This is a genomic window from Nitrococcus mobilis Nb-231 (assembly GCF_000153205.1).
Classification (GTDB): Bacteria; Pseudomonadota; Gammaproteobacteria; order Nitrococcales; family Nitrococcaceae; genus Nitrococcus; species Nitrococcus mobilis.
Window position 1 is genome coordinate 2,925,316 of sequence record NZ_CH672427.1, and the last position, 21,111, is coordinate 2,946,426.

General features: G+C 59.3%; 20 protein-coding genes and 2 pseudogenes. 15 read left to right on the forward strand and 7 right to left on the reverse strand.

Annotation, left to right across the window (positions count from 1 at the left end):
- Entirely contained in the window at positions 1 to 987 is a 987-nt protein-coding gene (locus NB231_RS13320; RefSeq protein WP_005003759.1) for a DUF4340 domain-containing protein, read from the forward strand.
- A gap of 155 nt (positions 988 to 1,142) precedes the next feature.
- Positions 1,143 to 2,171, forward strand: a complete 1,029-nt coding sequence (locus NB231_RS13325) for a phospholipase A (protein ID WP_198007302.1) — start codon at positions 1,143 to 1,145, stop codon at positions 2,169 to 2,171.
- A 69-nt stretch (positions 2,172 to 2,240) separates the two neighbouring features.
- Here NB231_RS13325 and fdxA read toward each other — a convergent pair whose 3' ends face one another.
- The gene (gene fdxA / locus NB231_RS13330) at positions 2,241 to 2,564 is read right to left on the reverse strand and encodes a ferredoxin FdxA (RefSeq protein WP_005003762.1); all 324 of its coding nucleotides are present in this window, start codon (positions 2,562 to 2,564) and stop codon (positions 2,241 to 2,243) included.
- A gap of 103 nt (positions 2,565 to 2,667) precedes the next feature.
- The gene (locus NB231_RS13335) at positions 2,668 to 3,273 is read right to left on the reverse strand and encodes an SCO family protein (protein WP_040662421.1); all 606 of its coding nucleotides are present in this window, start codon (positions 3,271 to 3,273) and stop codon (positions 2,668 to 2,670) included.
- 376 nt (positions 3,274 to 3,649) lie between these two features.
- On the opposite strand from NB231_RS13335, the gene NB231_RS17015 reads away from it, so the two are divergent.
- A complete protein-coding gene (locus NB231_RS17015; RefSeq protein ID WP_005003766.1) occupies positions 3,650 to 4,258 on the forward strand; it encodes an MBL fold metallo-hydrolase in 609 nt (202 codons plus the stop codon).
- A gap of 173 nt (positions 4,259 to 4,431) precedes the next feature.
- Here NB231_RS17015 and NB231_RS13345 read toward each other — a convergent pair whose 3' ends face one another.
- Both NB231_RS13345 and NB231_RS18720 read right to left on the reverse strand, forming a co-directional pair.
- Positions 4,432 to 5,103 carry a DUF6629 family protein gene (locus NB231_RS13345; RefSeq protein ID WP_040662423.1) on the reverse strand — a complete coding sequence of 224 codons (672 nt, stop codon included), beginning with the start codon at positions 5,101 to 5,103 and terminating at the stop codon, positions 4,432 to 4,434.
- 467 nt (positions 5,104 to 5,570) lie between these two features.
- Positions 5,571 to 5,723, reverse strand: a complete 153-nt coding sequence (locus NB231_RS18720) for a hypothetical protein (protein WP_005003772.1) — start codon at positions 5,721 to 5,723, stop codon at positions 5,571 to 5,573.
- A 67-nt stretch (positions 5,724 to 5,790) separates the two neighbouring features.
- Between NB231_RS18720 and NB231_RS13350 the strand changes: the two genes are divergently transcribed.
- Genes NB231_RS13350 through NB231_RS13365 form a run of 4 tightly spaced genes read left to right on the forward strand, consistent with a single transcriptional unit; the run spans position 5,791 to position 6,900 of the window.
- Positions 5,791 to 6,015: a hypothetical protein gene (locus NB231_RS13350; protein ID WP_005003774.1), complete on the forward strand. Its 225-nt coding sequence runs from the start codon at positions 5,791 to 5,793 to the stop codon at positions 6,013 to 6,015.
- Positions 6,015 to 6,470: a CCDC90 family protein gene (locus NB231_RS13355; RefSeq protein WP_005003775.1), complete on the forward strand. Its 456-nt coding sequence runs from the start codon at positions 6,015 to 6,017 to the stop codon at positions 6,468 to 6,470. Before NB231_RS13350 ends, NB231_RS13355 begins: the two co-directional genes overlap by 1 nt.
- Positions 6,467 to 6,658, forward strand: coding sequence for a helix-turn-helix domain-containing protein (locus NB231_RS13360; RefSeq protein ID WP_005003776.1), 192 nt, complete (start codon positions 6,467 to 6,469; stop codon positions 6,656 to 6,658). The genes NB231_RS13355 and NB231_RS13360 overlap by 4 nt, the downstream gene beginning before the upstream one ends.
- A gap of 56 nt (positions 6,659 to 6,714) precedes the next feature.
- The gene (locus NB231_RS13365) at positions 6,715 to 6,900 is read left to right on the forward strand and encodes a hypothetical protein (protein WP_005003778.1); all 186 of its coding nucleotides are present in this window, start codon (positions 6,715 to 6,717) and stop codon (positions 6,898 to 6,900) included.
- A 366-nt stretch (positions 6,901 to 7,266) separates the two neighbouring features.
- On the opposite strand, the pseudogene NB231_RS13370 reads toward NB231_RS13365, so the two are convergent.
- Positions 7,267 to 8,620, reverse strand: a pseudogene (locus tag NB231_RS13370) (IS4-like element ISNmo2 family transposase).
- 440 nt (positions 8,621 to 9,060) lie between these two features.
- Here NB231_RS13370 and NB231_RS13375 point away from each other — a divergent pair.
- Entirely contained in the window at positions 9,061 to 9,720 is a 660-nt protein-coding gene (locus NB231_RS13375) for an OmpA family lipoprotein (protein WP_040662426.1), read from the forward strand.
- 425 nt (positions 9,721 to 10,145) lie between these two features.
- On the forward strand, positions 10,146 to 11,075 hold the full coding sequence (locus NB231_RS13380) for a mechanosensitive ion channel family protein (RefSeq protein WP_040662429.1): 930 nt from the start codon (positions 10,146 to 10,148) through the stop codon (positions 11,073 to 11,075).
- A 292-nt stretch (positions 11,076 to 11,367) separates the two neighbouring features.
- Here NB231_RS13380 and NB231_RS13385 read toward each other — a convergent pair whose 3' ends face one another.
- Positions 11,368 to 12,051, reverse strand: a complete 684-nt coding sequence (locus tag NB231_RS13385; RefSeq protein ID WP_156777017.1) for a hypothetical protein — start codon at positions 12,049 to 12,051, stop codon at positions 11,368 to 11,370.
- Positions 12,052 to 12,582: 531 nt separating this feature from the next.
- Positions 12,583 to 13,370: pseudogene (locus NB231_RS20375) on the reverse strand (transposase).
- Between NB231_RS20375 and NB231_RS13395 the strand changes: the two are divergent.
- The 6 genes from NB231_RS13395 to NB231_RS19755 all read left to right on the forward strand — a co-directional run bounded on the left by NB231_RS13395 (position 13,251) and on the right by NB231_RS19755 (position 21,010).
- The gene (locus tag NB231_RS13395) at positions 13,251 to 13,805 is read left to right on the forward strand and encodes a gamma-glutamylcyclotransferase family protein (RefSeq protein ID WP_005003790.1); all 555 of its coding nucleotides are present in this window, start codon (positions 13,251 to 13,253) and stop codon (positions 13,803 to 13,805) included. The pseudogene NB231_RS20375 and the gene NB231_RS13395 overlap by 120 nt on opposite strands.
- 2 nt (positions 13,806 to 13,807) lie before the next feature.
- Positions 13,808 to 14,125 carry a putative signal transducing protein gene (locus NB231_RS13400; protein ID WP_005003792.1) on the forward strand — a complete coding sequence of 106 codons (318 nt, stop codon included), beginning with the start codon at positions 13,808 to 13,810 and terminating at the stop codon, positions 14,123 to 14,125.
- A 51-nt stretch (positions 14,126 to 14,176) separates the two neighbouring features.
- A complete protein-coding gene (locus NB231_RS13405; RefSeq protein ID WP_005003794.1) occupies positions 14,177 to 16,081 on the forward strand; it encodes an ATP-binding cassette domain-containing protein in 1,905 nt (634 codons plus the stop codon).
- An 84-nt stretch (positions 16,082 to 16,165) separates the two neighbouring features.
- The gene (locus NB231_RS13410; protein WP_040662432.1) at positions 16,166 to 18,106 is read left to right on the forward strand and encodes an aconitate hydratase; all 1,941 of its coding nucleotides are present in this window, start codon (positions 16,166 to 16,168) and stop codon (positions 18,104 to 18,106) included.
- A gap of 89 nt (positions 18,107 to 18,195) precedes the next feature.
- A complete protein-coding gene (locus NB231_RS13415) occupies positions 18,196 to 18,735 on the forward strand; it encodes a Slp family lipoprotein (protein ID WP_005003798.1) in 540 nt (179 codons plus the stop codon).
- A gap of 436 nt (positions 18,736 to 19,171) precedes the next feature.
- Complete coding sequence (locus NB231_RS19755; protein ID WP_005003802.1) at positions 19,172 to 21,010, forward strand: IS1634 family transposase; 1,839 nt, start codon at positions 19,172 to 19,174, stop codon at positions 21,008 to 21,010.
- Positions 21,011 to 21,111 lie beyond the last annotated feature (101 nt).

Below are 21,111 nucleotides of genomic sequence, written 5' to 3' on the forward strand. Positions count from 1 at the left end.
ATGAAACGGCTGAACATTATTTTGGCTGGCGTGCTCGCGGCCCAGCTTTTGCTTGCCGGGATGCTATTTTGGAACGCCGAGCGCTACACGCTCGCTCAGCCTGGCCAACCTCTGATCGTTTTCGCACGCGATCAGGTCGACACCATTGTGATCGATACCCGTGAGGAAGGCTCGGTTACGCTGCGCAAGGGTGCCGAGGGTTGGAACCTGCCCTCCCGCGAGGGTTTTCCGGCCGACGCATCCAAGGTGGATGGCTTTCTCGTGGCACTGCGTGACTTGCGGCCGCGGTTGCCGGTGGCCGTTACCGAAGGGGCCGACCAGCGTTTTCATGTAGGCTCGGCGGATTTCGAGCGTCGCATCACGCTGAAACACGGTGAGGATGCGCTGGCCACTCTCTATTTGGGAGACTCGGCTGGACCAAACGAGGTTTTCGCTCGATCGGAGACGGGTAAGGCCGTCTACGAAATTGCCTTTGGACTCTGGCAGGCGAGCATCGAGCCCAACCAGTGGATGGATCGTAATGTCTTGCAACAAAAGCCTCGGGACATCGTCCGCATCGATCTGCCCTCGTTTACGCTGCAGCGTAAGGACGACAAATGGCAGCTCGCTGGGCTGGGCAACGGTGCCGGCACGGATGCGGAGGAAGCCGCTCGGATCATCGATCGATTGGCCCATCTCACGTTCGAAGACGTGCAGGGCAAAGCAGACCAGTCGATCCGAGCGCCGGTGCCCGAGTTGAGTTATACGTTGACGCTGCAAGACGGACGCACGGTGAAATACCGCTTTAGCAAGGCCGCTCAGGGTGATGATTACCTGCTACGGACCTCGGCCGATGACTATGTGTTCAAAGTGAGTAAGGCGGTGGTGGCTGAAATCCACGACCTCAAGCGGGAGGCGCTCGTCAAGCAGACGAAGGAGGAGCCGGCCGATAAGGCGACGACGGGTGCGGATAAGGGCCATACTGGTAATGCCGCCTCCAGTTCCTGATGCCTTTTGGGCCGTGCTCACTCGCTCGTCCGCTCGTTGGTGCCTACTGTCGCGGGCATGCCCTATGCCGCGCCGAGACTGAGCGCGCGCTAGGCGGTCAGTCGACGAGCGCTCTTACTCGGATGCTAGTGCGTTGGTTCGGGTTGTTGGTTCTCATGCTCATACCATCTGCGGTCGTCGCGCTCGACGCTGCGGGTCTGCAGGCCTGTGTCAAGTTGGAGAACGCCCAGGAGCGCTTGCATTGCTACGATGGCGCGATGGGCCGCCAGCCCCAAGAAGGTGGCGAATATGAGCAGCCAGCGGAGCACAGTCGCTCCAGCAGCTCGACGAATGCCTATGCCTCAGTCGAGCAGGCTACGGCCGCAGCCGAGCGGGCGGAGAAGACGCCGACTGCCGTTGGATTGAGCCGGCGCTGGCAAGTCACGTCGCAGCGGGGCTGGGCGCGCTTTTTCACTCCCTATAAGCCCGTCTATGCCCTGCCGCTGTCCTACAATTTCCGGCCCAACCAAAAGCCTACCGGCAGTCGCGACGCTGCCGATATCGACGACCTAGAGGTCAAATTCCAGTTCAGTTTCAAGGCGCCGCTGTGGCGGAATCTGCTCCTCAACGGCGGCGATCTCTGGTTTGGCTATACGCAGCTTTCATTTTGGCAGGCCTACAACAGCAATGTCTCGTCACCCTTTCGGGAGACCAATTACGAGCCGGAGTTGATCTATTCGCTGCGCACCCGTTTCAACCTGCTCGGGCTCCACGGCCGGCTGCTTACGCTGAGCCTCAATCATCAATCCAACGGCCGTTCCGACCCCCTTTCCAGGAGCTGGAATCGACTCATCGGTGGCGTGTTATTCGACAATGAACAGTTCGGCTTCCAGCTTCGAGGTTGGTGGCGGATTCCGGAGTCGGCCAGCAACGACGATAATCCCAACATCGAGAATTTTGTCGGACGCAGTGAATTCTTGGGGGTCTACCGGCACAACGAGCAGACTTTCGGATTGTTGCTGCGCTCCAACCTCAAGCCGGAGGCCCTACGTGGGGCGGTGCAGCTCAACTGGGTATTCCCTTTGTTGGGTGGACCGCTCAAGGGTTATCTGCAATGGTTCTACGGTTACGGGGAGAGCCTGATCGATTACGATCATGTCAACAATCGCTTCAGCCTAGGGCTCTCGCTGCTCGACTGGCTGTGATGATTCGGACCGTGGTGGCAAGCGGTGCCGTCACGGGCGGCGACACTGGACGGGCCTGCGGTGTCGGGTTCAGCGCTCCAAGTACTGGAGTTTGCCCGGTTTGCCGTCCCATTCCTCGGCGTCCTTAGGCGCGTCTTTCATCTCGGTGATCACGGGCCATTTTTGGGCGAGCTCGGCGTTGAGTTCGAGGAAATGATGCTGCTCCTCCGGCAGGTCATCCTCGGAGAATATCGCCTCGGCCGGGCATTCGGGCTCGCACAACGTGCAGTCGATGCACTCCTCGGGATCGATGGCCAGGAAATTGGGTCCTTCGTGGAAGCAGTCGACCGGGCATACCTCCACGCAGTCCGTATATTTGCACTTGATACAGTTTTCGGTGACAACGTAAGTCATGGTGTTCTCCGCAAAGGTTTGCTTTATAGGCATGCTAGGCAGGCGCTGCGGATGCATCAACCTACAGCTTTAAGGGGAAATCGGGTGCCCGGCTGCGAATGAACTAACTCGGATGGTTGATCAGATAGGCGATGTCGCCGGCGATGTCTTTGGGATTGTCGTCGTGGCGGCCCATCAGCCGCATTCGTCCCGTTTGATCGAAAATCAGCAGCGTGCTGGTGTGATTGACGGGGTAGTTGCCCGCAGCGTCCGGTTCTCCGTAGCTGTAGGTCAAATGGTAGCGGCTTGTCAATTTGGGCAGCGCTTCGGGATCGGGTCGCAGGGCGATGAAGCGGGGGTTAAACGAGTGGATGTAGCGTTCGAGCACCGCCGGCGTGTCGCGCTTGGGATCCACTGTTACGAAGACCACCCGTAGGTCATCGGCCGCCTCGCCCAGGCGCTGCACGACGGCTTGGAGTTTTGCGAGGCTAGTAGGGCAGATGTCCGGACAGTGTGTGTAGCCGAAAGACAGCGCCACGATTTTGCCGCGCAAGTCCTCGGCGGTGAGTCGTTTGCCCTCGGCGGTGGGTGCTTTAAAGAGCGCCAGTTTGGCCTGAGAGCCGGATATGTCGGTCAATCGGAACTCATGGGGCGAGGGATTGCACGCGGTGAGCAATAGCACACCCACCAACATAAGGATTTCTCGGCGCAGCACAGCCGCTCTTCGCATGGCGTGATTCATCGCAACCGTAATGATGAGCTTGTATTTACTTCAACCTTCGAGCCGCCGCACGCTGCGCTGACTGGGTTGGAAGCGAAGCTGTGACCCCTAAGCCGACCGGCCGCTAGCCCTCGGGCAGTGGTGGTAAACCCGCTGCCGGGTGCGGCGGCATTCAGCCTATGGAATCTACAGTCATGCTACCGCGTGCCGCGAGGCTCAGTCGAGTGGGTCGGTCGCTGAGTTTAGGTCCGCTCAGTGTACCGGGAGTGGGTACGGTGATCTGGCCCTGGCAGCGAAGCCAAGCAAATTTTATCTTATACTGGTTACGGCTGGCATTGTCCCATAGCCAGCATCGATGCAAGCTACAGATTGAGTGAGGCGAGCCATGCGCGAGATCGTCGCGGGTATTCATATGTGGTCGCGGTTGGCCCAGCCGCAAAACTACAATTTCAACGGCCATCTGGTGATGCACCCCGGAGGTAACCTCGTTATCGATCCGGTCGAAGCCGAAGCCGAGGAGCTGGAACGCCTCGTTGCCACGGGTGTGGCGCAGATCGTGCTCACCAATCGCAACCACTCGCGCGCCGCCAATCAGGTGCGGGAGCATACCGGTGCGCAGGTCCTGATCCATCCAGCGGATGCCGGTCATGCCCGGCAGCAGGGGACCGAAATCGATGGTGATCTGGCCGTGGATCAGACCATCGGACCGTTTCGGGTGCTCGATGCCTCGGGCAAATCACCAGGTGAGGTGGCGCTCTTTTGGCCGGAGCGGCGCCTCCTGTTGGTCGGTGATGCGATCATCAGCGATCCGCCGGGTAAATGCCGGCTGCTGCCGGAGGCGAAGCTCGATGATCCCGCTGCGCTGCGCGCGAGCGTCAAGCGCCTTTGCGAGACGGTCGATTTCGATCGTCTGCTGGTCGGCGACGGTGAGCCGATTCTGAGCGACGCCAAAGCCCGCGTGCGCGAGTTGGTGGAGAGTTTCTCGCAGGCGTAGCGATCGCCTTGCGGGCGCTGGCTTAAAGGCGGTTACTTATTTATAAGCCGTGCGGTGTGGCAGAGGAGCAGCCGCCCGCAACTTAATATCTGCAGCCGGGCGAAACCCAATCTTCATGGGCGTTTGAGTTCAGCTCGCGCCCGAGCAAGCACATCATCAGCTGGAACTGACGCTTAGCTTTTTGGTGGATGTTTTGCCTCATGATGAATTATATAAACAACAAACGCAGAGAGTATTGCGGCAAAGAAGCACCAGATGGATACAAAGGCATAAGCGAATAAGGCGGCACTAATGGTGACAGAGATAAAAATAAGGGCTCCAAAAATCCTGAGGCTGTTAACCGTGGAAAACAGCAAGGGAACTGCGACAATTACCGCATAGACAATTCTCAGCGTTGTTCTCGGTATGATGCCATCATAGATTAAGGTAGACTCATACAGTATTGAACCTTTAACGGTGGTTACAGATAACCAGTCCTGGTTTATCAATAATGGTATGTAGAGTGAGGCCCCAAAGAGAAAGCCGATAATGGTAAATCCCTTGAATAACGTTCTGCGCGAAGTTTTTGTTTCAACAAGAAGGGCGGCCAGGGGAACAAAGAATGGCCATAAGAAATAGGCAAAGAAAAGAAATCCCATTGCGGCCATATCAATACTAAAGCCGGCTCTTTGTTCAAAAGAAAGCCATAGAGCCCCTTCGGTGATTTGCTGTATCCCAAATAAAAGTGGAAAGCTCGCCAGTGCCAGATAACGTTTATCACCACGACAGGATTTGTTTAGAGTATAAACTCCAGTGGGTATCAGAATGGCTGCGGCAGTAAAACAAGCTGTTGCAGAAAAGCACATATAAACCACCCAACTAAATTAATTTATGCTTTCATAATTACATATTACAGATAAACCGAGTCGAAACTTGAAAGGGTAAGCTACTAGTTAGACTCGATGGCTTTTGTTTTACTTACAGGTCACGCTGAATTGGCGGGGAGAGCAAAGGGCTCTATTCGGCCGGTCTTGCATGCCAGGGTCAATGAAGGGTCCTGACATATCGGAGGCGTAGACCGTTCGCTGCCTTTTTGCCTTTGAAAGTATCAATTTTGGTCCTATGCGAGTCCCGCCATCTACTTTGTCAGACTGAATAGCTCTGTATTATACGCGGTCATTTTGTTTTTTGATGTTTGCATGATCGGATTTTATTACGGCACATCAAGCTGTGCTGTCGGTGTTATGGAAGGAAATAACCCGACAATTTTACCTTTAGGTGATCATGGTCGATATATCGTCTAATTTGTATGCCCCGAGTCGTGATTTCATTGCTAGCGCGTAAAGGCGGCATCGGCCCACCCGAGCCGGCGGTTGATGTTACGCGAGCTGCCGTTGACCACCTCGTCGGCCCGACGCAGCTCGCGGCGCAACTGCTCGGTGGTCGCGTCGATGCGGATCAGCAGGTCTTCGGTAGCACTGGGCATCGGATTACCTTGGTATTTGCGTCATAATGACGTAGCTTTACTTTCCAAGCGAGGCACAGAGCGAGACATGACCGACGACAGCCTGATCATCAAGCACCTCCAGGCCATACGCGCAATCCTCGGTGAACACGGCGAGCGCCTGGAGCGGATCGAAACGCGATTATCCAGCATTGAGCACACGGTCGGTTTCATCTACGCCGGCGCGGGCGATGACCGCGCCACGATGCAAGGGCTCGCCCGGCGCGTGGAGCGCATCGAGCGGCGCTTGGAGCTGCGGGAAGGCGACGATTGATGCTCGACACACTCAAATACAGCAAGCAGCTCCAAGAGCTCGGGCTTAGCGAGGCGCAAGCTAAGGCCCACGCCCAGGCGCTCTACAACGCGGCAAAGGAATCGAAAGCCAACTCCGGCGGGCGCTTCGATACGCTCGCCTACGCGCTGCACCTAGAGAGCGCCGGCGTCGATTTGGAGCAGGCCAACGCCCAAGCCCGCGCGCTGCACGAGCTCATGATGGAGTCGATCGCGACCAAGGAACATGTCGACGGTGTCGCCGGTACGCTGCGCTCCGGGATCAAGCTTGTGGAGCAGCGCCTGGAGGCCAAGATCGACGCCGTGGAGCAATCGTTGCGCTCGGGGATCACCGCTGTCGAGCAGCGCCTTGAGGCCAAGATCGATCGTATTCACTGGATGCTCGGCGTGCTGATCGCACTCAACGCCGCCGTGCTGGTCAAGTTGGTGCTGCTGTGACCGCCGAGGAGCTGCGCGCGGTGCGCCGTGAGCTCGGCCTGACCCAAATGCAGATGGCCGCGCAGCTCGGGCTGCACTGGCGCCACTACCAGCGCCTGGAGGCCGGCACGCACAAGATCATGCGGCAAACCGCGCTCGCCGTCGCGGCACTCGCCGGCACGCCGCCCGCCTCGGCGCGGCCACGATAACAAGAAAGTTTTCACCGTGGGCTTGCCGGTACATCACTTGGAATGAGGGGAACCGCATGAAAGACATCCTGATCGTGTTCGTCATACTGGTCGGAATCATCGCCGCCTGGGCGCTACTGCTCACCGCACGCGAGATCGTCGGTCCCATCTTGGTCCTCGGCCTGTTCCTGGCCGTTTATTTCCTGCCCTGGCTGGTCGCTGCCGGGCGCAAACATCACAACGCCGGGGCAATTTTGCCCTAGATTTGTTTTTCGGCTAGACGCTGCTCGGCTGGGTCGCGGCGCTGGTCTGGGCGTTTATGAACCCCGCCCCCGCTGCGCCGATCGCGGCCTCGACAGTGGCGCGCTCAAAACCCCAAGCTTTGGGATACCTACAGTATCCGCTCACTGATCGACGCACACGCGCTATGGCGTGCCGAGAAGGCGCTGCCCGGCTATAGTATCGGCCACTACAACATCACCGCCGGCACCTTCGGCGCGCTGGTGCGCGATGTGCGCCGCCGCTGCTTACGCCCGTAAGCAGCGAAGCGCCCGGTTGGGGGAGTCATCCGGTAGCAGGGTTAGGGTCTAATACTGCTACCTTAACGAATTCGTTGGCCGACGGATGGCTTAGCACGCCGCATGGCGGGGCCTGGTGAGCAAGGGATAGGGCTTAAGGGCGTCGTTTGACTGCACGGGGTTGTGGCAGGCGTTTTTGCCGGCCTATTGGGGACAACGCCATCGCCTGCAGCAATGCGGTGGCAAAAGCCTGCAGTGCCTTTCCAGACAGTAGCAACAGCTGGGAGGCGGCGTTGTTGAGCAATTGTAGCGCCGATTTGAAGCTGAGTTGGCGCGGGATTTTCTCGAAGCACTGCGCGGCTCGGTTCAAGTTGGCGCGCACGAGATTGTAGGCCAACAAATGAGCCGCGATCTCTTTTCTGACCCGCTCTGGGCTCTTGCAGCGCAGCCGCTCCATGGCCATATCGGTTTTGATGCTGCGCAGATCCAACTCGATCGTCCAGCGTGAGCGGTAGTGCTCGGCCAGGGCGCGGCGGGGGTAGCGTTTGGGGTTCGATAGGGTGGTGACGTAGACGATGCCGTTGACTGCCAGCTCGCGAATGGTCAGCGTCGGCGGCAGCTTGAGGTAGTCTTGTGCGCTCATCCACACGGGCTTGCGGGGCGGCTTGGCCCATTTAATGAGATGATCCTTGGCGCCGAGTCGCTCGCCGCGGTGCCAATGCGGCTTTCGCTGGGCATGCTTTTGAAAGAGCCCCTGCACCCCGTGGTGGACCAGCAACGCCATGATCGCGTAGGTGCAGTAGTAGCGGTCGGCGAGTAGCAGGTCGCCCGGCTGCAGGGTGTGCAGGAGGGTGCTGAACAAAGAGCTCTCTCCGCTGCCCTTGCCCTGATAAGGGCCGAGGGCATAATCGAGCACAGCACCCGCGCCGAGCGAAATCAGGGCCACGATGCGCACGATGGGAAACCCGAGGCCGGGTTGTTGGTTGCCCTGTTGGGGGAACTCACGCTGATTATCGAGCGTATCGGGCATCAGTGCGGTAGTGCCATCGGCGAGCACCACGCGATGGCCACGCCAACCCCAGGCTGAAGGCGCGCGTTGGTGCAGCGTCTGTCCGCTCTCCCGGACCGCGTTCTCCAAGGGCGCACGGGGCAGGCGTTGGCGGGCTTTGCAATACGGCCCGGTGTTGATGGAATTGGCGCTTTGGCCGCTTTGCAGCCGCTCGGACAGCACCCGCGCCACCGCGTGTTTGCACGAACCGTCCTGACTGAGCACCTGGAAGAGGAAGGCTTTCAATACCACCAAGGGGGTGAATATCCGATCACGCCCGCCGCACGCGCGTTCGGCGAACTGGCTCAACACACGGGTGGATAAAACATCGAAAAACGGCAGTCCGCGCACTTGTAGGAAGGACCTCTTCAAGCGCTGGATTTGCCATGAGCGGGCGCAGCGAATAGAGTTTTTCATGGCTAGGCTCTCGGGATCGGATGGGAGGGTTTTCTCACAATCAATTCTATCCGAAATGCTCCGAGAGCCTAGCCTTTAATAATCACACAACTTCATGATCAATATACAATTGTGGTCGTTAAGGTAGCAGTATTAGGGTTAGGGTCTACTCATTGGAGCTCGCGGCGATCCTGCAGGCCCCGCTGGGGATATACTGGGGGATCAAACATCTAAGAGAGCTCGCTGTGACAACAGGCGCGCATTGTCTCTCGCTTCGGAACCAACAACGGCCGGGCGGATGGTAATATCCCGCAGTTCGAATACCCCCTGAGTGGCGCCATTATTTATGCGAAATTTCGGTTGGGTGGCGCAGCGTAATCCAATGCGCCTTTTCAGCCGATGAGATAAATTGTTACCGGCGCGTGCCGATGGATGTCAGGGATGCAATTGAGGTTTTCCATATGAAAGAACGTCGTCTGTTTATTGTTGCAGGTGCAGTGAGCGCTGCGCTGGCACTGGCTGCGTGTACGACCAACCCTTACACCGGGGAGCGTCAGGCCGGTAAGGCCGGTGTCGGTGCTGGGGTAGGGGCGGCCGTGGGCGCTGGGATCGGTGCGGCCGCCGCTAAAAAACATCGTGGCAGAGGGGCGCTAATTGGTGCCGCGAGTGGCGCGGCGCTCGGTGGTGGCGTGGGTTATTACATGGACGTGCAGGAAGCCAAGCTGCGCGAAAAAATGCAGGGCACCGGGGTGAGCGTGACGCGTCAGGGCGATGCCATCATTTTGAACATGCCGAACAACGTCACGTTCGATATCGACAGCAGTTCGCTGAAACCGGCCGGTGCTAATACCCTAACCGGCGTGGCTATGGTGCTCAAAGAATACGATCAGACCGGGGTGAATGTAGTGGGCCATACCGACAGCACCGGTGGCCACGCGCACAATATGAAGCTTTCGAAGAAACGCGCCGACAGCGTTGCCAGTTCGTTGATCATACAAGGCGTGGCGGCCAACCGTATCCGCACCGCTGGTGTCGGCCCGGATGACCCGATTGCCTCCAACAGCACCGCCGAGGGCCGCGCCCAGAACCGCCGGGTAGAGATAACGCTGACCCCGCTGTAATAATCTACCCAAAGCCTTGTATTTGATGAGTCGTAGCCGGTCGGCCGACCTCGCCGGCCGGAGCGCGGCTCAGCGTCAGGTGGTGCCGGGCCCGGCACCACCTGGGCCAGTCAGGGCAGAGGCCGGGGTCGGACCAGCGTAATCCTTTGATAAATCAGAAAACCATTGAAAAATAACACTTAAATCAAAGCTTAAACGGACCATTGTTTTATTCAAAACGCTGTTCTAAGGAAGGAACTCAATGCCACGCGCAAACGCCAGACCCGCTGCCCAATAGCATCACACGGAACCTGACACATAAGGCGGCGGGCAATGACGCTTCCCAGAAACCCAGTGCTACTAAAGTCGCTAATCAAGTAAGCTCGTGGGGAGGTTATATTAGTCTACACTATAATAAAATCATGAGCTCCTGATAGGAGAATATTGTGCCAGATGCTGTTGACTCTGTTTCCACTCAAAATGTACCCACGAATATAGAAGAAATTGTTGCTTCTATGCAAGATACCGTGCTGGAAATTTGGGCAAATTTTGTGGATCATAGCCCTTTTCTGGTGATGGGAGTATTGATTTTATTGTTCACGTGGGGAATGTCTGCGCTTGCTGTCCGTCTAGTAGGCGCTTTTTTGAGTCACTCTAAAATTCGGGGGTCATTACGCGAATTGCTCGCTCGGCTGCTTAGTATTGGCATTTGGGTCGTTGGAATATTATTTGCTGCTATGGTGACATTCCCTGGTTTAACACCAGCCCGGGCCTTGGGTGCTATGGGTATTGTATCCATTGCTGTGGGTTTTGCTTTTAAAGATATTTTCGAGAATTTTTTCGCCGGAATTTTGCTGCTTTGGCGTTTTCCATTTGAGAATGGAGATTTTATTGAATGTGAGGGGATTAGCGGAAAGGTGGAAAATATTTCCGTTCGGCAAACTTTAATTCGCCAAACCTCTGGCGAGCTAGTTATTGCCCCTAATTCTTTTCTCTTTCTCAATCCTACTAAGGTGCTAACCGATTTGCCTCAGCGGCGAATAACGATTATTGCCGGAATAGCCTATGGTGAAAATGTAACCGATGCAGTCCGCGTGATTGAGCACGCCGTGGATGGATGTTCGACGGTACACAAGGACCGACCGATTGAAATTTTTCCACAAGCATTTGGAGCCAGCAGTATTGATATTGAAGTAACGTGGTGGGCTGATCCTACACCGGTGGATATTCGCCGTTCGCGGGGCGAGGTGATCGCGGCTATTAAACAGGCTTTGGACGAGGCCGGAATTGAAATTCCGTTCCCCTATCGAACTTTAACCTTCAAGCATCCCTTGAAGACCATGTTGCTGGGAGAAAAAGACGGAGAAATAAGCTAAGCTGAAAAGCGAAAAATATTTTACTAGTGATATTATTGATAAAGCCTCTTCTGGTCAGCCCAATTTCAGCTACACCGCTGCAGTCTAGCGAGGCTTTTTCAAAGCACCCCTTAGTAGAATGAACTTGGCCTATCGAGGTCTGGGTTGTTATTAATTATTTTCTGAACGTCCAAAAAGATGTTTCTTTTCACAAGCAGTTGCTGAATGCCGTCGTGCACAACATTCAGCCAGCGTATCCATTTTTTCAGTCGGTTATCCATTGAATCTAACGACACCCATCAGCCGCGAGCGGTTAGCGAGTCGGCTGGATGGGCTCATTAGGCTTATCAGAAGGCGTATTCGACCTGGTAAATTGCTCTAAGTGGTTCACAAGTTCCTCGTACTCTAATTGGTATTTCAGTGGACCTAATTTTAAAGTGATCTCTTTCGTTCGAAGATCTATCTCATCGATTATTCCAATTAGTGTTCCACCGATTGCACCGATCGTAAACTGACCAAAGCAGCCCTTATCCGGGTGAATAAAGGTCTTACCCTCAGATTGTTTAATAATCTTATCGACAGCCTCTCCGAGACGGTGCTCTGCTCTAACGTCCCCTAGCACCACAGTAAGCAATCGAATCCCCTTTTCATTGAATTCTGATACAGCCGATGCCCATAAACTACTGTTTCTGGTAATGGGCTTACCTTCAAGATCGAAGATCTGAATCTTCGCTCCACGAAAAGCTTCCCTTAAAGTACTCCTCTTCGCTTCTTCAGCTAGTGCCGCGACCAAATTTGAAAAATATGTTTCTATGAGAACGCTAGAACCACAGAGGCCTGCTAGACGTTGTGGCGCAGTGCATGGTGTAGTGGGATAATTATGAGGCAACGAAGCAACCCGATTCTGGAGAATTGTCTGGAGGGCTTTTTGTACCTCTGGGGTAAAAATCTCCTCCGGCCAAGGAGGCGGAGTCCCCGCGGCACGTTCCGAGAACAACTCCTTTGCGCCTCGCGGGTCAAGGCGAACGAGCCACTCGACTAGGGCTTCTCTAGCACTTGCAGTCGTTTGCAGTCTGGTTCTGGTAGCAACTGTCAAGAGACTCTTAGCACTGGTGACCATTCCCCCAGCTGATGCATGGTTGACAGCACTGCATGCCAATGCAAACACACACAGAAGCCACAGCGGGCTTCCATTTAGACACTTCCATTTCATTCTTGTCTTTCCCTCCCCACCTTGCCTGACTTCTAAGCATTTATCCGTCGTGCGTAGCATGGCGGATAAATGTCTGTTGGGCTAATCCGCCACGCGCTGTGTCGAGGCGTCGGCGGTGTTACGGCGCCCGTCAGGGGTGCCGGCGTCCCGAATCACCTCGGTAGGTGGTCGAAAACGGGGGATCATGTCGGTGAATGTGGCGGATTCATGGGGCTCTCCGGGCAATTTCGGTGTTCGGGACGCACGCAAGCTCAGGCCTCTGCGGGGCTTGGCAGCGGCGTGTCGGTGGCATCGGCTCAGCTCAATCGCTCGGCATCATCCGCTCTCCCGTCGTGGCGGCGTTGACAACAGCGTCCCGACGCGCAGCACACCGCCGTGGCAGGCCATGCACGGATAGACTACCGCCGTGTCGGCGGCGTTTGTGCACGCCTCACTGGTTGTCTCCTTGCTCGGTGCCGAGCGGCTCAGGCACTCGCCAATGCGCGCGAGCTTCACGCGGCGAGCGCGATTGGCGAGGAAGCCATAGTGGCGGATGCGCATGAACCCCTTGGGCAGAACGTGGAGCAGGAAGCGGCGCACGAACTCCACACTGGCTAGGCGCATGATCTTGACCCGGTGGCCGTCGGTGTAGCGAAAGGCTACCGACTCGTCCTCAATGCCAGGAGGCGGGTGTTGCTGATGGCGATGCGGTGGCTGTAGCGTGCCAGATACTTGACCACCGCCTTAGTGTGCCCCAGACAGGTGTTCCACGAAAAAGGCAAGATACGAGGTCTTGTAATAACACTCCAAGCGTCTGGGGGGTGCGCGATTGCAAGACAATACCTGACTCGGCACGGGGCAGCCCGAACTCTCCGGTGGCGTTGCGCCGTATTTGATCCGATAGGGCCCGATCTGTTGAGATCGTAGTATAAGCTTTGCGCGGTGCATTCAAACCACCTTAGCTTGGGAACAATGCAAAGCGAGAGAGGGATCGAGAACGGGAGATGACACAATCGCGACCGCGTCATTATTTTGCCTATGGTTCGAATCTGCACCCGCTGCGGCTGGGTCGGCGTACCCCGTCTTGCCGGCTGCTGGGTGTGGCGGAGCTTGCTGGCTACCATTTGCGCTTTCATAAACGCAGCGATGCCGACGGCTCGGCCAAGTGCAACATCCTGCCAACCGATGAGCTCCGGCATACGGTTATGGGCGCCGTCTATCAGCTCGACGCGCAGGACCGGCCCGTTTTGGATCGTATCGAGGGGCTGGGCCCGGGTGGTTATGAGCGGCGAACGGCGGAAGTGGTTTTGGCAGGGCAGCGCACGCCAGTATTCTTCTACGCTGCACTGGAGACCCATATCGACGCTTGGCTGACCCCGTTTACTTGGTACCGTGACCTCGTTTGGTACGGCGCGGCCTGGCACGGGTTCCCGGCGAGCTATGTGGAGCGCATTCGCCGGGTGGCGGCGCGTGCCGATCCCGACCCCGCGCGCTCGGCTGAGCAGCAGGCGTTGTTCCAGGCGATGCAGGTCTGGCGCCCGGAACACGGTTACGTGTAACCGTGCAGCGGGTCTACACATCGTCGGATCTGCTCATTGTCGGGCATTTGGCCGAAATATTGAAACGGCGCAACATCAATCATTTTGTGCGCAACTTCTATCTCACCGGCGGCGCCGGCGAGCTGCCGCCTACGGCCATCTGGCCCGAGCTCTGGGTGGACGACGAGGACTACGAGCTGGCGCGGCGGCTGATCGGCGAAGTGCTCGGCACCACCGGCTTGCCGGCGCCCGCTTGGGTGTGCTCCAGTTGCGGCGAGCGGATCGAAGGCCAATTCGCCGCCTGCTGGAACTGCGCCACCCCGGCGCCGCTCGAGGACTAACGGCGCGTCTGCTTTTGCGCTGAGCGCCTAAGGCGGCTAATCTGCGGCGCCATGATTACACTGCGAAACATTACTCTGCGCCGCGGTCCCGAGCCGCTCCTGGAAGAGGCCAATCTCGTCGTCTACCCCGGCCACAAGATCGGCCTCGTAGGCATGAACGGTTCGGGCAAAAGCTCCCTGTTCGGGTTGCTGCTCGGCGAGTTGCAGGCCGATGCCGGTGACCTGGCATTGCCCAGCGGCTTGGCCGTCGCTCATATGAGCCAGCAGACCCCGGCGCTCGCGCGCGCGGCCATCGATTATGTCCTCGACGGCGATGCGCAGCTGCGTGAAGTGGAGCGCGCCATGGCCGCGGCCGAGGCCTCGGGAGAGGGGGAGGCGATCGCCGCCAGCCACGCCCGCTTCGATGCCATCGATGGTTACAGCGCCCGAGCCCGCGCCGCGGAGCTGCTCGACGGGCTCGGTTTTGCGGCCACCGAGCAGATGCAAGCGGTCAAGGAGTTCTCCGGTGGTTGGCGGGTGCGGCTGAATCTCGCCCGCGCGCTTATACAGCGCTCGGATCTACTGCTACTCGACGAGCCGACCAACCATTTGGATCTGGAGGCGGTCCTTTGGCTCGAGGGCTGGCTGCGTGCCTATCCGGGCACACTCATACTCATCTCCCACGACCGTGAATTTTTGGATGCGGTCATCGACGGAATCGCCCATATCGAGCAGCGGCAGCTGAGTTACTATCGGGGTGGTTACAGCGAGTTCGAGCGGCAGCGGGCGGCCCAACTCGCCCAACAACAGGCCCTGCGCGATAAGCAGCAGCGGGAGATCGCACACCTGCAGCGGTTCATCGACCGGTTCCGGGCCAAAGCGAGCAAGGCGCGTGCCGCGCAGAGCCGGGTCAAGGCGTTGGAGCGCATGGAACGCGTCGCTCCGGCGCATGTGGACTCACCGTTCCAGTTCGCTTTTCCCGAGCCGCCCAAAGCTTCAAACCCCATGCTGCAACTTGAGGGCGTTTCGCTTGGTTATGCCGATCGCGCCGTGCTGTCCGACATTCGCCTGAGTTTGCGCCCGGGCAGCCGGATTGGTCTACTGGGGCCGAACGGTGCCGGCAAGTCCACTCTGGTGCGGGCCTTAGCAGGGAAATTAACACCTAGGAGCGGGGCGCTGACCCGCAGTCCGCGTCTCGAGGTGGGCTATTTTGCTCAGCATCAGCTCGAGCAACTCGACACCGCGGCGAGCCCGCTGCAGCATTTGCAGCGTTTGGCCCCGGCGGCGCAGGTGCAGGAGCTGCGGGATTTTCTAGGTGGCTTTGGCTTCTCGGGCGAGCCGGCCACCGCGGCTTGCGCGCCACTTTCCGGCGGCGAGCGGGCGCGGCTTGTGCTGGCCTTGCTGGTCTGGCAACGCCCCAATTTGTTGCTGCTCGACGAGCCGACCAATCATCTGGATCTGGCGATGCGCCATGCTTTGGTCGTGGCGCTGCAAGGCTTTGCCGGGGCAACGGTCACCATCGCCCACGATCGCCATCTGCTCAATAGCACGGTGGATGAGTATTTGCTGGTGGCCGACGGGAGCGTGCGGCGCTTCGACGGCGATCTGGAGGATTATAGGCAATGGCTTGGTGAGCGCCGCCGTCAACGCCAGGTCTATACTGCCGGTGGTGACACCGAGAAGGTTAACCGCGCGGCGGTGCGCAAGGCGGAGCGGCGTCGAGAAGCGCAGCAACGGGCTGCGTTGCAGCCGTTGCGCCAGCAGGTCGACGAGTTGCTGCAGGAGCTGGAACGGGTGGGCGACGAAATGAGTGCGATTGAAATCGAGCTTGCCGAGCCGGCGGTGTACGAAGCCGGTGAAAAACAGCGTCTAAGGCAGTTGCTGCAGCGCCAGGGCGAACTGCGAGGCCGCCAGACAAGCCTAGAGAGCGCTTGGATGGAGGCCGAGGAGGCTCTCCAGGCGAGGCAGGCTCCATAAACTAAAAGGGGGTTGTAAAACCCGCCGCCGGCCCGTATGCATTAGACTTATAAGCGCATGCTCGTGAAATGGGAGGCCGGGCTCATGGCCTATACTGTCGCCCACAAGCTCATCGCCGATCATCGGTTGGAGGGCGAGATGCAGCCGGGTGCGGAGATTGGACTGCGCATCGATCAGACCCTCACCCAGGACGCCACCGGGACGCTGGCCATGCAGGAGTTCGAGGCCATGGGTCTAGCCCGGGTGCGCACCGAGCTCTCCGCCCAATATGTGGATCACAATCTGCTCCAGGTGGATTTCAAAAACGCCGACGACCACCTCTTTCTGCGCAGTGCCGCACGCAAGTTCGGGTTGTGGTTCAGTCCGCCCGGCAACGGCGTGAGCCATCCCGTTCATATGCAACGTTTCGGCGCCCCCGGCAAAACTTTGCTGGGCTCCGACAGCCATACGTGTGCAGCCGGTTCGCTCGGCATGTTGGCGATCGGCGCCGGTGGGCTGGAGGTCGCCATGGCCATGGCGGGCGAGCCGTTCTATCTCAAGATGCCGCAGATCATGGGGGTGTGCCTGACCGGTAAGCTGCCCGACTGGGTCAGCGCCAAGGATGTGATCTTGGAGATGCTGCGCCGCCACGGCGTGGCGGGCGGGGTGGGTAAAATCATCGAATATTATGGCCCGGGCCTTGCCGAATTGAGCGCCATGGACCGCCATGTGATTGCTAATATGGGGGCGGAACTGGGAGCGACGACGACGGTTTTCCCCTCGGACGAACAGACCCGGCGTTTTCTGCGCCAGCAAGGCCGTGAAGCCGAGTGGCGCCCTCTGCAAGCCGACGCCGGCGCGGACTACGATGTGCACGAGACGATCGACCTCGCCGCGATCGAGCCGCTGATTGCGCTGCCGAGCAGCCCGGGCAATGTGGTGCCGGTACGTGAAGTCGCGGGGCGCCCGATCTATCAGAGCTATCTCGGCTCCTCCGCCAATCCGGGGCTGCGTGACTTCGGCATCGCTGCCAACATGGTCGCCGAGCGGCAGATCGCTCCGGGGGTGTCGTTCGATATCAATCCCACCTCACGCCAACTCCTTGACTCGCTGATCAAGTTCGATTTGCTGAGCGCCTTGCTCGCGGCCGGGGCGCGGCTGCATCAGACCGGTTGTAATGGTTGCATCGGCATGGGGCAGGCGCCGGCCACTGGCCGCATCAGCCTGCGCACGGTGCCGCGCAATTTCCCAGGGCGCTCCGGCACCGAGGAGGACGCGGTTTATTTGTGCAGCCCGGAGACGGCGGCGGCATCGGCTTTGACCGGCGTGATTACGGACCCGCGTACCCTCGATAGGGTTTATCCGCGCTTCGTGGAACCCGAGAGGCTGGCTAGTGCGGCGGATGTGCTGCAGCCGCCGGAGGAGGACGGCGCCGCCGTCGAGCTGCAAAAGGGACCTAATATTCGCGGGCTGCCCGCGCTCGAGCCGCTCCAAGACGAGATCGGGGGGCCGGTGCTGCTAAAGGCCGGCGACGACGTCTCGACCGACGAGATCATGCCGGCCGGCGTGCAGGTGTTGGCGCTGCGCAGCAATATCGAGGCGATCAGCCGGTTCGCCTTCAGCCGTCTGGATGAGAGTTACTACGAACGGGCCATGGAATATCAACGGCACGGCTCGCTTATCGTCGCCGGCAATAATTACGGTCAGGGTTCCAGCCGTGAGCACGCGGCCGTCTGCCCCGCCTATCTCGGCGTGCGGGCGGTGCTTGCCAAATCGTTTGCCCGGATCCATTGGCAGAATCTGATTAATTTTGGTGTGCTGCCGCTGCAATTCCGCAATCCGGAAGATTGGCAGCGGATAGGCCAAGGTGATGTCCTCGAGATCAAGGGGATTCACGAGGCCTTGCGCCAGGGCGATGAACTGCGTGCGAACAATCGGACCCGCGATGAGGTCTATCTACTTAGGCACTCCTTAAGTGAGCGGCAGATCGAGGTTCTGATGCATGGCAGCCTGATCAATTACGTTCGCCACAAGCACGCGGCTTGAGATTGCTATGGGTGTTGCAGAGTCTGTTTTAGCGATGAGAAAGGTTGTTGCACCCGAGCATCATAGCCGTGCAAGCGAGGTGCAATGGTATGCGATTGCAAAGGTGGTGGCTTTTCGCGGGCATGCTACTCGTTTTGAGTGGCTGCGGCTCACAACCGGTGATCCCCGACGCGCCTGCTAATAATCCGCAGCTCGCTCAGGTGCATGCTCGACCGAATGATTATCGGGGGCTGGCTGTGCGCTGGGGTGGAACGCTCGTCGAGGTTGAGAACCGCGCGCAGGAAACTGTATTGCTGATCATGGGCCAGCCGCTGGATGATGACGGTAGGCCGCGGACCGACGGCGCCAATCAAGGGCGCTTCATGGCAAAGATCAATGACTTCCTGGATCCGGTTATCTACTCGGCCGGTCGTTCGGTGACCGTGGTCGGCATGCTGGTAGGTTCGGAGCCGCGCAAGATTGGTGGCTACGCTTACCGCTATCCCGTCGTCGCTGTGGAAGCACATCATCTCTGGCTGCAACCACGGCAAATGGCTTATGGTTCCTGCCCCAATCGGTTCTGGTACAGTTCCCCATTTTATTATCCATGGTACCGATTCGGGTATATAGGGCCGGCTGGTTATTGTTAGCAGCGGGACTGGTCTGGGGGCGAATGCGATTCGCTACCGTGAACTCGCCGATGACCTGACTGCGCTCCACGAGTTCGCGCTGCAGACGTTCGATCGCTTTGGCCTGCTCAGCGCTCAAGGGCGGTTTTTGCCCATTTCGCAAGCTCCCCCTCGACAGCGAAAGTATCACTCACCTCCGTGCCCGGAGAAATCGAAGCTATGCACCATTGCACCTGATTCAGCGCGGCAACACTCGCCGAGCCTGCTTCTTCGCCGAGGAGGACTATCGCGCTAGCCCATCTTTAACGCTCTCTGCCTGATTTCGGGCTGATTTGGGCGTGTATGCGAAGAGAAGTTATTGATTCGTATAGTGGTGAGGGTGGCGCGCTGGATGTAGTGCCATAATATTTGTTGTTACCCCTTGTGCGGAGCGCCCGCCCACGCTAGCCTCGCGGGCATGTTCATCCGCCGCACCCAGACCCGCAGCACGGCCACCGGCGAGTCGTATGTCACGTATCGTCTGGTGCGCTCCGAGCGGCGCGCCGGTAAGGTCCGCCAGCGCACCCTGTTGAACCTGGGGCGGCACTTCCCAGTGGCGCAGGCACACTGGTCGGCGTTGTGTGCGCGCATCGAGCAACGGCTCAGCGGCCAGGCGGCGCTGTTCGACGAGGAGGGGAAGGGCCTCCCGCTCGCCGTCGAGCGCCAGGCCGAGCGTATTGCGGCGCGGCTGCTCGCCGAGCAGGGCGGTACGCCGGCACCGGCCGATGCTGGCGGTGTACCCGGCGGTGGGGGTGACGTGCAGTCGGTGGACGTGGACTCGCTCTCACTGGTGCGCCCGCGCTCGGTGGGCGTCGAGCAGCTCGCCCTGTGGGCGCTGCGCCAGGCGGGCTTGGAGGAGCAGCTCCAAGCGCTGGGGCTGACCGGCCCGCAACGTGCGGCGGCGCTGGGGCTGATCGTTGCCCGCATGGCCGCCCCGGGCTCGGAGCGGGCGACGTATCAGTGGCTCGCCCGGCGCAGCGGCCTCGGCGAGCTGCTGGAGGTGGACTTCGAGGCGATGAGCCCGATGCAGCTCTACCGTACCTCCGATATCCTGCTGCGCCACCGCGCGGCCCTCGAAGGGCATCTGTTCGCCCGGGTGAGCGATCTGTTCGCGCTCGCCCCGACAATCACGCTCTACGATCTGACCAACACTTACTTCGAGGGCGAGGCACCGGTCAATCCGGGCCGCGCGCCACGGCCACTCCAAGGAGCGGCGCAGCGACTGCCCGCTGCTCACCCTGGCGCTGGTGCTCGATGCTGCGGCTTTGTGCGCCGCTCGCGGGTCTTCGCTGGCAATGCGGCCGAGGCGCAGACCCTCCAGGGGATGCTCACCGGCCTCGCGGCGCCCGCCGGCGCGCTTGTGGTCATGGACCGCGGGGTGGCCACCGAGGCCAACCTCGCCTGGCTGGCCGAGCAGGGCTACCGCTATCTGGTGGTCAGCCGCGAGCGCCGCCGCGCGGTCGATTTTAAAGAGGCCATCACCCTCGACAACGCCGGCGGGCAGGCCGTGGAGCTACTCAAAGTGCCCTCGGCCGATGGCCAGGAGGTGCGCCTGTATTGTCGCTCCGAGGGCCGCGTGCGCAAGGAGCAAGCGATCGCCGGACGCCTGATGGACCGCTTCGAGGCTGGGCTCGACAAGCTTGCGACCGGACTCAGCCGGCGGGGCACCACCAAGCGCATCGACAAGCTCTGGGAGCGCATCGGGCGGCTCAAGGAGAAAAGCCGCGGCCTCGGCCAGCACTACCACATTGAAGTGATCGCCGGTGACAGCGGCGAGCGCGCCCGTGCGATCCACTGGCAGCGCCTGCCCGTGAAAGGCTCTCTGGTCACCGAGCCGGGCGTCTATTGCCTGCGCAGCAACGAGACCGGCTGGGACGAGAAGACAATGTGGCGCACCTACATCATGCTCACCGACCTTGAGGCGGTCTTCCGAAGCCTGAAATCGGAGCTCGGCCTGCGCCCGATCTTCCATCACAAGGAAGAGCGCGCCGAGGGGCACCTGTTCATCACCGTGCTCGCCTATCAGTTCGTCCAGCTCATCCGCCACCGCCTCGCCGCCCACGGCATCTGCGAGCGTTGGAGCACGCTACGCGATACCCTCGCCGGCCAGTGCCGGGTCACCGCCACGTTCAACCGCGGCGATGGCCGCACCCTGCACGTGCGCAAGGCCACCCGCGCCGAGCCCGATCAGGCGCGAATCTATCAGGCCCTCGGGGCCGATCCCGCCCCGGGCGGCGTGCAGAAAACAATCGTGTGAGCCCGCTGATTTATAAAATGAACGTAATGTAGTGCCACTCGCCGCCGCGGCCGATCTTAACTCTCTGAGTATCGGGAAGTTATTTTTGGGGACGTTAAACT